This is a genomic window from Cupriavidus sp. D384, assembly GCF_001652915.1.
Classification (GTDB): Bacteria; Pseudomonadota; Gammaproteobacteria; order Burkholderiales; family Burkholderiaceae; genus Cupriavidus.
This window is the reverse complement of the sequence record NZ_BBQI01000023.1, coordinates 1-13,244: the sequence shown is the minus strand read 5'-3', so window position 1 is coordinate 13,244 and position 13,244 is coordinate 1. Positions and strand designations below refer to the sequence as shown.

General features: G+C 68.6%; 5 protein-coding genes and 1 other RNA gene. 5 read left to right on the top strand and 1 reads right to left on the bottom strand.

Going from position 1 to position 13,244, the window contains the following annotated elements; translation table 11 throughout:
• The first annotated feature begins 40 nt into the window (after nucleotides 1-40).
• Both A9J21_RS09195 and A9J21_RS09190 read left to right on the top strand, forming a co-directional pair.
• Complete coding sequence (locus A9J21_RS09195) at nucleotides 41-2,980, top strand: PD-(D/E)XK nuclease family protein (RefSeq protein WP_066734366.1); 2,940 nt, start codon at nucleotides 41-43, stop codon at nucleotides 2,978-2,980.
• Nucleotides 2,977-6,642, top strand: a complete 3,666-nt coding sequence (locus A9J21_RS09190; RefSeq protein ID WP_066734363.1) for an exodeoxyribonuclease V subunit beta — start codon at nucleotides 2,977-2,979, stop codon at nucleotides 6,640-6,642. The genes A9J21_RS09195 and A9J21_RS09190 overlap by 4 nt, the downstream gene beginning before the upstream one ends.
• A gap of 228 nt (nucleotides 6,643-6,870) precedes the next feature.
• Here A9J21_RS09190 and ffs read toward each other — a convergent pair.
• Nucleotides 6,871-6,969: signal recognition particle sRNA small type (gene ffs, locus A9J21_RS09185), an RNA gene on the bottom strand.
• 161 nt (nucleotides 6,970-7,130) lie between these two features.
• Here ffs and A9J21_RS09180 point away from each other — a divergent pair.
• The 3 genes from A9J21_RS09180 to A9J21_RS09170 all read left to right on the top strand — a co-directional run.
• A complete protein-coding gene (locus A9J21_RS09180) occupies nucleotides 7,131-9,629 on the top strand; it encodes an adenosylcobalamin-dependent ribonucleoside-diphosphate reductase (RefSeq protein WP_066734360.1) in 2,499 nt (832 codons plus the stop codon).
• 337 nt (nucleotides 9,630-9,966) lie between these two features.
• Nucleotides 9,967-11,643 carry an L-lactate permease gene (locus A9J21_RS09175; RefSeq protein ID WP_066734357.1) on the top strand — a complete coding sequence of 559 codons (1,677 nt, stop codon included), beginning with the start codon at nucleotides 9,967-9,969 and terminating at the stop codon, nucleotides 11,641-11,643.
• A 128-nt stretch (nucleotides 11,644-11,771) separates the two neighbouring features.
• The coding region (locus A9J21_RS09170) for a DNA polymerase III subunit gamma/tau (RefSeq protein WP_066734420.1) at nucleotides 11,772-13,244 on the top strand (1,473 nt) is incomplete at its 3' end.

Sequence of the window (13,244 nt, the reverse complement as noted above, 5' to 3'; positions counted from 1 at the left end):
GTCGCCCCGCATCGCTGATACGTATCGGTCCCTGCCATCCATGACCCGGCTTTCGTTTCCTCCTGGCCCGTCGTTCCTCGAACAGGCCGCCACGGCGACGTGGTATTTCCTTGACCACTGCGGCCCCGCCGCATCGGCCGCGCATGTGGTCGTGCCCACGGCTGCGCAGATTCCCGGCGTGCGCCAGGCGCTGGACGCCGCGGCACGCGCCGCAGGGCAGCCGCGCCTGCTGCCACGCGTGCTGACGCTGGGCCACTGGCTGCTGGACCTGCCTCCCGATCTCGATGCCGAACCGGCGCCGGCGCGCAGTCACGCCGCGCGGCTGCTGGCCGTGCAGCAGGCGATCCGCGCTCAGGACTGGCTGCGCACCGCATTCGGCGCGCAGACCGAGGGCGCGGCCTGGGGGTTGGCGCAGACGCTGCTGTCGATCAGCGACGAACTGAGCGCCCGCTGGCTCGAAGACGCCGCCATCCGGGAGGATGACGATATCGACGGCGACGATCGCGCCGCGCTGCTGCAGGGTGCGCTGCACCGTACCTACGCCCATTTGTCCGAACGCTTTCTGGGCCAGGAGGCCCAGATCGTGCTGGCCTTCTGGCAGATGCTGTCGGGCCCGGACGACCCCTTGCCCGCCCGCCGCCGCGCGCTGCAGCGCCTGGCGCAGCAGGTGGCAGGGCCGGTTGTGTGGATTGGCCCGACGCCGCCCGAACCGATCGAAGCCAGCTTCCTGCAGCAGGCCGGCGAACTGGTGCCGACGCTGGAAGCGGGTTACGACTGGACCGGCGACGGCTCTGCCGATGCCGATTGGTACCAGACGCTGCTGGCGCTGTGGCCCGAGGCGCGCCGTGCCGAACCGGCGGCGCCGGACGAGGCGGGCGGCGAGGCCGAGGGGAATCATGCGGGCGACAGGCGCCCCAACGATGCCCAGATGCCCGCGCTGCCCCAGACGCTGCCCGAACTGCGCCCGCGCGTTCGGGTCATCGGCAGCGCCCGTTTCGAGGACGAAGCCGCGGCGGCGGCGGCCCAGCTCGTGCAATGGCTCAACGAGGGCCGCAAGCACGTGGCCCTGGTGGCGCACGATCGCGTGGTGGCGCGCCGCACGCGCGCACTGCTGACACGCGCCGGAGCGCCGGTACGCGATGAAACGGGCTGGAAGCTGTCCACCACACGCGCCGCGGCCGCGCTGATGCGCTGGTTCGACGTGCTGGTGCGCGATGGCGACACCGCCGCCTTGCTTGACCTGCTGAAGTCGCCGTTCTGCCTGCCCGATGCCGCGCACCGTGGCGCAGCCATCGCGCTGCTGGAGCGGCAGATCCGGCGTGATGCGATCACCGGCGGCTGGGCGCGCCTGCGCCACCTGTTCGCCGAGCGCGAAGACACGACTGTGGTCGATGCCGAGGCCATGGAGGCCAGCGATACGACGCTGCAGGTGCGTGCCGCCGCGCGGGGGCTGATCGCCATGCTGGCCGACGAGGCCGCCGAATGGCCGCGCGGCCATGCCCAGCAGCCGCTGCCGGTCTGGCTGGGACGGCTCGATGCCACGCTCGATGCACTGGCGATGCGGCCCGCGCTGGCCGCCGACGACGCCGGCCGGCAACTGCTCGATGCACTGGCCCGGCTGGCCGAGCTGCCCGATGACGACACCGGCAGCCATGCCACGCTGAACCAGCAGGAATTCCGCGCCATGCTGGCGGCGCTGCTCGAAACGGTGGCCTACAAGGAACCGCTGGCGCAAAGCCAGTCGCGCATCACGATCCTGCCGCTCAACGGCGCGCGGATGCGTCGCTTCGACGGCGTGGTGGTGGTGGGTTGCGACGATGCCCAGCTGCCATCGAGCGCCGCCGAGCTGATGTTCTTCTCGAACCAGATGCGCCGCGAGCTGGGCCTGGAAGATCGCGAGGCACGCTTTGCACAGCAGGCGCGCGATCTGGCCGAGGTGCTGCTCAACAACGACGACGTGGTGCTGACCTGGCAACGCTACGGCAGCCGGGGCGAACCGCATCATGTGTCGGGATGGATCGAGCGCCTGTCCGCCTGCTGCGCGCGTGCCGGGGCCCCGATCGAAGCCGGAGCGCCGCCGCAACTGCTGGACACCTTTGCCCAGCCGGGCCAGATGCCCGCGCCGATGGCGCCGGAACGCGTGCCGGCCCGCTGGAGCGCGGCCGCGTACAACATGCTGCGCCGCTGCCCGTATCAGTTCTTCGCGGGCCGCATGCTGGGCCTGGCCGGGCTCGAAGCCCTCAACGACGACCTGGAAAAGCGCGATATCGGCAACCTGCTGCACCGCGTGTTGCTGCAATATCACCAGGAAATCCACGATGCCGACGAGCGCGACGACGCGCGGCGGCTGGCACGCCTGCAGCAGATCTCCGACACCGTGTTCGGCAAGCAGATGGCCGAGGACGGCAACGCGATCAGCTACTACCGCCGCTGGTGCGAGGTGCTGCCATCGTATGTGGCCTGGCAGGCCGCGCGCGAGGAAATGGGCTGGCACTGGCGCGGCGGCGAAATGGATGCCGGCGTCGATGTGGCGATGCCCGACGGCGTGCCGCTGCGGCTGGCAGGCCGTATCGACCGTCTCGACAAGGGGCCGGACGGCGCGCACGCGGTGCTCGACTACAAGACCCAGCCCGCCAGCCGCCTGCGGCGCAAGGTTGGCGATGCCGAGGAAGATTGCCAGCTCGCGTTCTACGGGCTGTTGCGTGCCGATGCCGTGGCCGGCAGCTGGGTGTCGCTCGAAGGCGTGAAGCAGGGCGGCCGCGACAGCGCCCCCGGTGCGCAGCGCGAAGTCGACCTGCCTGAATTCCAGGCCGCCGTGACGTGGCTGGAGCGCCAGTTGCGGCAGGACGTGGGCCGTCTGCGGCAGGGCGCCAGGCTGCCCGCATTCGGCGACGCCGCCGCCTGTACCTATTGCGAAGCGCGCGGCCTGTGCCGCAAGGGCTTCTGGGAATCCACCGCCTTGCCGGATCTTCGAACATGAGCGCCAGCCAGGACATCCACGCCTATCTGCGCGATGGTCAACCCGTGGGCGAGGCCGATTTCACGCGGGCCGCCTGCGACCCGGCACGCTCCGTGGTGGTCGAGGCCTGTGCGGGCAGCGGCAAGACCTGGCTGCTGGTGGCGCGGCTGGTGCGACTGCTGCTGGCTGGCGCCGCGCCCCACGAAATTCTTGCCATCACGTTCACGCGCAAGGCTGCCGAGGAGATGCGCGAACGCCTGCTGGAAGTGCTGTCGCAACTGGCAAGCGGATCGGACGACGCCGTACTGGCCCAGCTCGAAATGCGCGGACTGGCCCCCGATGCCGCACGCGACGCGCTGCCGCGCGCCCGCCAGCTGCATGCGCAGGTGCTGGCGTCGCCGGGACGCATGGCCATCGACACGTTCCACGGCTGGTTTGGCACGTTGCTGCGCGGCGCGCCGCTGTCGTCGGGCATCGTGCCCGGCGCGTCGCTGCGCGAAGACGCGCTGCGCATGAAGCGCGAGGCCTGGGCGCCGTTCTGGCGCGCGCTGGCCCATCCGCAGCATGCGGACCTGCGCCAGGCCTACGAGGAACTGGTCGATGCGATTGGCGATTTCCAGGCGCGCAGCCTGCTCGATCGCATGTTCCACGCGCGCAACGAATGGTGGGCATTTCGTGATGCGGGCGATCCGGCGCAGCGGCTGGCCGCCGATCTTGGCGATGACGCCACCACCGACGTACTGGTGGAAGCGCTGGCCGACGACGACTGGCTCGAGGACTGCGCCCAGCTGGCGCTGACGCTTGGCCGGGCTGGCAAGACCGAGCAGACGCACGCGTCGCGGCTGGTCGATGGCCTGCGCGCGATCCGGGCCTGGCGCGATGCCGGTGCCGCGCCAGGCGATGCCGCCACGCAGGCATTCGGCCAGTTGCGCGCCGCGTTCTTCACCGATGCCGGCAAGCCGCGCGCGATGAAGGCCACCTCGGCGCTGGTCAAGGTCTGCGGCGGCGAAGGCGGTGCCGCAGACCTGATCGACCGTGTGGCCGATCATTGCGCGCGGCTCGACGACCTTGCCGCGCGCCGCTGCGAGGCCGCCGTGCTGGCCATCAACCTGGCGCTTTACCGGCTGGGCGATGCGCTGCTGGAGCGCTACCAGCGCTACAAGGGCGAACAGCGCGCGATGGATTTCGCCGATCTCGAATGGCTGGCCGCGCGCCTGATGGCCGACGAGGAAACCGCCACGTATCTGCAGGTGCGGCTCGATGCGCGCTATCGCCATCTGCTGCTCGACGAGTTTCAGGACACCAACCCGTTGCAGTGGCGCATCCTGCAGGGCTGGCTGGCCGGCTACCAGGGCCTGGGGGACAAGCCCACCGTATTCCTGGTGGGGGATCCCAAGCAGTCGATCTATCGCTTCCGCCGGGCGGACGCGCGCCTGTTCGACGCCGCGCGCGACATGCTGCAGGCAGAGTTCCGTGCCACGGTGCTGCGCACCAACCGCACGCGGCGCAATCGCCCGGAAGTGCTGGACTGGGTCAACGCCGTATTCGATCACGCGCGCGCCGACGGCCGCTATCCGCTCTACGAAACCCAGACCACGGCGCTGAAGGACCCCGGAGGCCCGGTCTGGCTGTTGCCGCTGGTGGAGGAGGATGCCGACGGGGCCGATGGCGCGCATGAGGCGGCTGCAGCAACCGAAGAGCCGCCTGCTGGCGACGGCCATCGCGATACGCTGACCCAGCCGCGCGTGCAGCAGGGAGATTCGTTGCGCTTCGAGGAAGGCCGTCGCGTGGCCGCGTGGCTGCACTACCTGCGCGAGCAGGTGCCGGTGCGCGAGGGCGATGTGTCGCGGCCCGCCACCTGGCGCGACATGCACCTGCTGGTGCGGCGCAAGACCTATCTGCCCGACTACGAGCGCGCGTTGCGCGAAGCCGGCATCCCGTGCCTGAGCCCGCGCCGGGGCGGCCTGCTGACCACGCTCGAGGCGCTCGATATCTCCGCGCTGCTGGCGTTCCTGATGACCCCGGAATCCGATCTCGACCTGGCGCACGTGCTCAAGAGCCCGATCGTGGGCGCCACCGACGACGACCTGATCCTGCTGGCGTCGATCGAAGGCGAGGGCGGCTGGTGGTCGCGCATCGCCAGCGGGCTGCCCGAGCATGTCTCGGATGCGCTGCGCAGCGGTATCGCACGGCTGCGCGCCTGGCTGGCGCTGGCGCCGCACAAGCCCGTGCATGACCTGATCGACCATATCTATCACCATGGCGAGGTGCGCCGCCGTTACGCGGAAGCCGCGCCATCGGCCATCCGCGAGCAGGTGCTGGCCAATCTGGATGCCTTCCTGAAGCTGTCGCTGGACCTCGATGGCGGCCGCTACCCCAGCCTGCCGAAGTTTATCGACGAACTGCAGGAGATCCGGCGCGGCGACGAGGATGAAAGTCCCGACGAAGGCGGCATGGGCGAAGGCGTGGAAGACACGGAGGCGGAGCCCGACGATGCCGTCGACAGCCAGCTCGACGCCGTGCATATCCTGACGGTGCATGCGGCCAAGGGCCTGGAGGCGCCGTTCGTGGTGCTGCTCGACGCCAATCACAGCGATCCCGCCGCGGATCGTGGCGGCATCCTGGTGGATTGGCCGCCCGCATCGCCCGCACCGCGGCATTTCTCGGCGTACGGCAAGCGCAGCGAGCGCGGCCTGGCGCGTGCACCAATGTTCGAGGCCGAAGCCGCACTGGCCGAGCGCGAAAACTGGAACCTGCTGTATGTGGCGATGACGCGTGCGCAGCAGGGGCTGCTGGTCAGCGGCGTCAAGGGCCGCGCCAGCAAGGCCGCAAAGGAAGATGCCAATGGCGCCGAGATTGCCGGCAGCTGGTATGTGCGGCTGGCCGGGGCCGGCATTGGCGACGAAGTTGCGGCCTATCCCGAGGCCGATATCGCCGCCGCCGACACGTTCAGCCCGGCCAGCGAGCGCGTGCGCTACACGGATTTCCGGCTGCGCTACCGCGATGCGGCGGACGCGGTGGGCGACATGATGGGCGACCTGGTGGGCGAGGGGCAGTCCGAGGCTTCAGCCGAAGGTGCTTTCGAAGACGAGGCCGAAGCCACGGTATTCGACGCCGAGGCAGCCGCCCATGGCGAGCTGGTCCATGCGCTGCTGGAGCGGCTGACGCGCTACCCGGACGCCTATGCCGGGGTGCCGGACGCCGCCACGGTGATGCGCTGGTTCCCGCTGGCCGGAGCAGGCGCGCCGCAGGCGCGCGAGCGCTGGCAACGGCAGGCCGAAGCCGCGGTGGCCGACCTGCGCGCCATGCTGTCGGCGCCAGCGCTGCGGCCGTTGCTGTTCGCGCCCGACGCGGTATCGGCGCGCAACGAGGTGGAGCTTTACGATGGCCGGGGCCGCCTGCTGCGGATCGACCGGCTGGTGGAGTTCGAAGACCGCGTGGTGATCATCGACTACAAGCAGCGCCTGCTGCCGCAGGAGCACGCGGCCTATGGCGCGCAGCTGGCGCGCTATGTGGCGGCGGTGCAGCCGATCTTCCCCGGCAAGCGCATCGAGGCCGGGGTGGCAACGGCCGCCGGGGCCTGGATCGATGCCGACGCGCTGCGTGCCGCGACGCCGTCGCGCACCCCAGTACAGATGCCGAATGCCCCAATCGCCACGACGCAGCAGGGTTCGTTGTTCTGATCCGGAAAACAGGCGCAGAATAGACGTGGGTCCCGAGGGGCGTGCGCCCTTCCGTGGCCCGCTGCGCGAGACGCTGGGGCTGGGCTGGGGCTGGGATAGCACGAACGATGCGGGGAAAATCGCCATTCACGCGCCAGCGCGTGTCTCCCGCTGCCGGGCAGGAAAGACATTGATTTCTTGGATGTTTCGCGAAGAACTTCGCGTGAAGACGGGAAATGCAGGAAGAAGGGGGACGAGCCTGACCCTCGGCACTGGTGGAAAACGGCTGTGGCTGCTTCGTTCCCGACCTGACCAGGTTGACCGCGCCGCCATGCGAGGAGGCCCGTCCGACCGGCATTGTAACCCAACCTGGCACAACGTTTCCAATTTCGTTGTTCTACGAGGGTTGTTCGACGGGAGTTTGATCTGATACCGGGGTGTCGTGCGGCCATGCTGTCAGCATGGCGGACGGCATTTTCTGCCGACTTTTCATCCAGACAGGTTGGGGCATGAACGCAAACGACCAGATCCTCCGCGGCGCACTCGTGCCGCAAGACATCTCCATCGAAGTACTTCAGGAAAAATACGCCAAGGGCGAAGAGCGCGACATCGACGATGTGCGCCGCCGCGTGGCACGCGCGCTGGCCGAAGTCGAGCCGGCCGATCACCGCGACACCTGGGCGGCGCGCTTTCTCTGGGCGCTGGAAAACGGCTTCGTGCCGGCCGGGCGCATCAATTCCGCCGCCGGCACCGGCATCCAGGCCACGCTGATCAACTGCTTCGTGCAGCCCGTGGGCGACTCGGTGTCCGAGGCCAGGGACGGCAAGCCCAGCATCTACACCGCCGTGGCGCAGGCCGCAGAGACCATGCGGCGCGGTGGCGGCGTGGGCTATGACTTCTCGGCGATCCGGCCCGGGGGCGCGCTGGTGCGTGCCACGCACTCGCGGGCCTCGGGGCCGGTGTCGTTCATGAAGGTGTTCGATGCATCGTGCGCCACCGTGGAGTCGGCCGGCGCGCGGCGCGGGGCGCAGATGGGCGTGCTGCGCTGCGACCATCCCGATATCGAGAGCTTTATCCACGCCAAGGATCGCGGCGACCTCACCAACTTCAATATCTCGATTGGCGTGACCGACGCCTTCATGCGGGCCGTGGAGGCCGACGAAGAGATCGAACTGGTGCACGAGGCCGAGCCGGGCATGGACGTGATCGCGGCCGGCGCCTACCGGCGCGACGATGGCCAATGGGTGTATCGCCGCGTGCCGGCGCGCCGGCTGTGGGACCAGGTCATGCAGGCCACCTACGACCATGCGGAGCCCGGCATCCTGTTCCTGTCGCGCATCAACGCCGACAACAACCTCTATTACTGCGAGACGATCGAGGCCACCAATCCGTGTGCGGAGCAGCCGCTGCCGTCGTATGGCTGCTGCTGCCTGGGGTCGATCAACCTGACGCGTTTCGTGCGCCAGCCGTTCACCGACGAGGCCAGCTTCGATTTCGCCGCGTTTGCCGAAGTCGTGCGGGTGTCCACGCGCATGCTCGACAACGTGCTCGACGTCACGTTCTGGCCGCTGCCCGAGCAGCAGGCCGAAGCGCAGGCCAAACGCCGCATCGGGCTGGGCTTCCTGGGGCTGGGCAGCGCGCTGGTCATGCTGGGGCTGCGCTACGACACCGACGCGGCACGCGCGCTGGCGGGCCGGATTTCCGAATCGATGCGCGACCATGCTTACCTGGCGTCGGTGGAGCTGGCCGACGAGAAGGGCGCCTTCCCGTTGTTCGACGCCGATGCCTACCTGCGCGGTGGCTTCGTCAGCCGCCTGCCGGACGCCGTGCAGGACGCCATCCGCGCGCACGGGCTGCGCAACTCGCACCTGCTGTCGATCGCGCCGACCGGCACGATCACGCTGGCCTTTGCCGACAACGCGTCGAACGGCATCGAGCCCGCGTTCTCGTGGACGTACAACCGCCGCAAGCGCATGCCGGACGACAGCTACCGCACGTTCGAGGTGGCCGACCACGCCTGGCGGCTCTATCGGCATCTGGGCGGCGACATGGACCGCCTGCCTGACAGCTTCGTCACCGCGCTGCAGATGTCGGCGCTGGATCATATGCGGATGCTGGAGGCCGTGCAGCCGTATATCGACACCAGCATCAGCAAGACGGTGAACGTGCCCGAGGACTATCCGTACGAGGCATTCCGCAACCTGTACCTGGAAGCCTGGAAGGCCGGTCTGAAGGGGCTGGCCACCTACCGGCCAAACCAGGTGCTGGGCGCCGTGCTGTCGGTGACGCCGGCGGCCGAGGCGCCCGCGGCGGCGGCGCCGGGCTCGCAGAATGGCGACGATCCGCTCACGCGGCCGTTTGGCAGCCGGCCCCTGGGCGACCTCGAAGGCGTGACGTCGAAGGTGGAATACCTGACCTACGAGGGCCACAAGACGGTCTACCTGACCGTGAATTTCATGCGCGTCTCGGGCACCGTCGACGGCCAGCCGGTCACGATCGAGCGGCCGATCGAGTTCTTCATGCCGGCCGGCCAGCGCACCGAGGGGCAGCAGTGGATCACGTCGACAATGCGGCTGCTGTCGATGGTGGCGCGCTCGGGCGGTCCGATTGCCAAGGCGCTGGCCGACATGCGCAACGTGGTGTGGGACAAGGGCACCGTGCGCTATGGATCGGTGGTGCGGCAGGACGGTACCGAGGTGCCGCGCTTCCATGATTCCGAGGTGGCGGCGCTGAGCTACGCGCTGCAGCGCATCCTGATCAAGCGCGGCTTCCTGGACGACGAAGGGGGGCAGGTGCCCGGTGTGGCGCTGGCGGCCCGGCTGGCCCGGCGCGATGGCGGCGAGGCGGCGGTTGTGCTGGCCCGGCCCGCGGCGCCCGCGCAGGCCGCCACGGCCGTGACCGGGATCGGCACAGGCAAGCCATGCCCCGAGTGTGGTGCGCACGCACTACACAAGGTGGATGGCTGTGCCAAGTGCGCCAACTGCGGCTACGTGGGCGAGTGCGGCTGATCCGGCATCTCCCGGCAAGGGGCGGCCCACGACGCACAGCCGTGCACCAGTTTGGGCCGCGCCTCCATCACATATACCTATATCGAACGATCGTTTTAAGGAGTACGCTGCGCGCGAGGATGTGAGGTGCGCCAGACTGCCCCCGCAGAAACCCTGATCCCTGAATCCGGCTCATCGGGTCGATGACCGGATTTTGGGCGGTGAGCCGGGAACCCGTCCTTACAATCCCCTTTCTGTCCGGCGGGCGGCGCTTGCGTCGCTCGGCGGTGCAAATGTCGTCCGGAGGTCCAGGCCCGTCAGAGGCAGGCAGCCGTATCAACCAGAGGAGGATTCAATCGTGTGGAGTCAAGTCTATGACCCGCTAGGCAGCATGGCGCTTTCGACCATTGCTGCCGGGGTTCCAGTCGCCGTGCTGCTTGCCGCGCTGGCGTTCTTTCATATGCAGGCGCACCTGGCGGCCGGCCTGGCGCTGCTGGTGGGCATCGTCGTCGCGTCGTTCGTGTTCGGCATGCCGGCGGCCATGGCCGGCAAGGCGGCGGGGCTCGGCATCGTGTCCGGCTTGTTCCCGATTGGCTGGATCGTCCTCAATATCATCTTCCTGCACCGGCTGACCACGATAAACGGGTCATTCAAGGTGTTGCAGAACTCGATTTCCGGCGTGACCGAGGATCGGCGCCTGCAACTGCTGCTGGTGGCATTCAGCTTCGGTGCATTCTTCGAAGGCGCGGCCGGTTTCGGCACGCCGGTGGCCGTGACCGGTGCCATCCTGATCGGCCTGGGCTTCTCGCCGCTGGCCGCCTCGGGCCTGGCACTGATCGCCAACACGGCGCCGGTGGCCTTTGGCGCGCTGGGTGCGCCGATCATCGGCCTGTCGTCGGTGACGGGCATCGACCAGGTGCAGCTGTCGGCGATGATCGGCCGCCAGCTGCCGTTCTTCTCGGTGCTGGTGCCGTTCTGGCTGATCTGGGCGTTCGCGGGCTTCCGCGGCATGCTGGCGATCTGGCCGGCCATCCTGGTGGCAGGTGTCAGCTTCGCGGTGCCGCAGTTCCTGGTGTCGAACTTCCACGGCCCCTGGCTGGTGGACGTGATCTCGGCGCTGATCTCGATGGGCTGCCTGACCGGCTTCCTGAAGATCTGGCAACCGAAGGAAATCTGGACGTCCACGCGTATCCTGGGCCGCCACGACGACTCGAAGGTGGACCATCCCGAAGCACTGGAAGCCGAAGCCCGGGCTACTGCCGCGTCGGTGGGCATCTCGGTGGCGAAGGCATGGATGCCGTGGGTGATCCTGACCGTGTTCGTGTTCGTCTGGGGCGTTCCCGAGTTCAAGAAGCTGATGGACGGCATCTGGCAGTGGAAGTACCCGATCCCGGGCCTGGACAAGGCCATCATCAAGGGTCCGCCGGTGGTGCCGAAGGAAATCGCCGAAGGTGCCGTGTTCAGCTTCAACGTGCTGTCGATGGCAGGTACCGGCATCCTGGTGTCGGCGGTGGTGGGCGGCCTGCTGATGGGCTACTCGATCCCGCGCCTGTTCAAGGAATACTGGGAAACCATCAAGCTCGTGCGCTATTCGCTGCTGACGATCTGCGCGATGTTCGGCATCGGCTACCTGACCCGCTACTCGGGCCTGGACGCCACGCTGGGCCTGGCGTTTGCCCAGACCGGCGTGCTGTACCCGCTGTTCGGCACGATGCTGGGCTGGCTGGGTGTGGCGCTGACCGGCTCCGACACGGCGTCGAACGTGCTGTTCGGCGGCCTGCAGAAGACCACGGCCGAGCAGCTGGGCCTGTCGCCGACGCTGATGGCGGCCGCCAACAGCTCCGGCGGCGTGATGGGCAAGATGATCGACGCGCAGTCGATCGTGGTGGCGTCCACGGCCACCAAGTGGTACGGCCACGAGGGCGAGATCCTGCGCTACGTGTTCTTCCACTCGATCGCGCTGGCGATCCTGGTTGGCCTGTTCGTGACGCTGCAGGCGTATGTGCATCCGTTCACGCAGATGGTGATTCACTGACGGCCGGCCAGCCTGATGTGACACGAAGCCCCGCCCCAAGGCGGGGCTTTTTTGTGGGCGCCGGCCGGCCAGGGTTTGCCGGGCCGGTTCCCGATTGCTGAGGTCCGCCTTTTGCTACAATCGCCGCCATGAGTTATCAAGTTCTAGCGCGCAAATGGCGCCCACGGGATTTCACCACGCTGGTCGGCCAGGAGCACGTGGTGCGCGCGCTCACGCATGCGCTGGAACAGCAACGGCTGCATCACGCCTATCTGTTCACCGGTACGCGCGGTGTCGGCAAGACCACGTTGTCCCGGATCCTGGCCAAGGCCCTCAATTGCACCGGCCCGGACGGCAATGGCGGCATCACCGCCCAGCCCTGCGGACAGTGCAAGGCCTGCCAGGAGATCGATAGCGGGCGGTTCGTCGACTATATCGAGATGGACGCGGCGTCGAACCGTGGCGTCGACGAGATGGCGCAGCTGCTCGACAAGGCGGTCTACGCGCCGACGGTGGGCCGCTTCAAGGTCTACATGATCGACGAAGTGCATATGCTGACCAACCACGCCTTCAACGCGATGCTGAAGACGCTGGAAGAGCCGCCCGGGCACGTCAAGTTCATCCTGGCAACGACCGATCCGCAGAAGATTCCTGTCACCGTCCTGTCACGCTGCCTGCAGTTCAACCTGAAGCAGATGCCGCCGGGACATATCGTGTCGCACCTGGACCATATTTTGGGCCAGGAAGGCATCAGCCACGACGGCAGCGCGCTGCGCCTGCTGGCGCAGGCCGCCCATGGGTCGATGCGCGATGCGCTGTCGCTGACCGACCAGGCCATTGCCTACAGCGCCGGTCAGGTGTCAGAGGAAGCCGTGCGCGGCATGCTGGGCGCGATTGACCAAAGCTACCTGGTGCAGTTGCTCGATGCGCTGGCCGCCGAGGACGGTGCCACGATGCTTGGTATTGCCGACTCGATGGCCGACCGCAGCCTGTCGTTTGCCGGCGCGCTGCAGGACCTGGGCTCGCTGCTGCACAAGATTGCGCTGGCGCAGGCCGTGCCAGCGTCGGTGCAGGACGAATGGCCCGAGGCCGGGGATGTGCGCCGGCTGGCCGGCCAGTTCGACGCCCAGGAAATCCAGCTTTTCTACCAGATCGCCAACCTTGGCCGCAGCGAGCTTGCGCTGGCGCCGGACGAGTACGCCGGCTTCACGATGACGCTGTTGCGCATGCTGGCCTTCCGGCCGTCGGCGGCGCCTGCCACGCCGGCAGGCGGGCAGGGCGGTGGCGGCCAGGCCGTTGCACGCCCGCGTCCGGCCAGCCCGCCGGCTGCCGCGCCGCGTGCCATGGCGGTCGCACCTGTCGCACCAGTCGCGCAGACTGCTCCGGTTGCTCCGGTCGCGCAGGCAGCCCCGGTTGTGCCGAAGGCGGATGCACCGATTGCCCAGGCGAAGCCAGTCACCGAAAGCGCGAAGCCCGCGAGCGCGCCGATGCCGGAGCCCGTCATGGCTGCCGCCGCGGCGCCCGCACCGGCTCCGGTACCCGCCCCGGTTGCGGCGCCCGTGACTGCAGCGCCGGCGCCTGCCGCCGAGCCTGCCACGCCGACGGCCAGCAGCCGCACGGCC

Bases quoted from the DNA above. Each gene is read 5' to 3' on its own strand.
- A9J21_RS09195 (WP_066734366.1), top strand. From the start codon at position 41: ATGACCCGGCTTTCGTTTCCTCCTGGCCCGTCGTTCCTCGAACAGGCC.
- A9J21_RS09190 (WP_066734363.1), top strand. From the start codon at position 2,977: ATGAGCGCCAGCCAGGACATCCACGCCTATCTGCGCGATGGTCAACCC.
- A9J21_RS09180 (WP_066734360.1), top strand. From the start codon at position 7,131: ATGAACGCAAACGACCAGATCCTCCGCGGCGCACTCGTGCCGCAAGAC.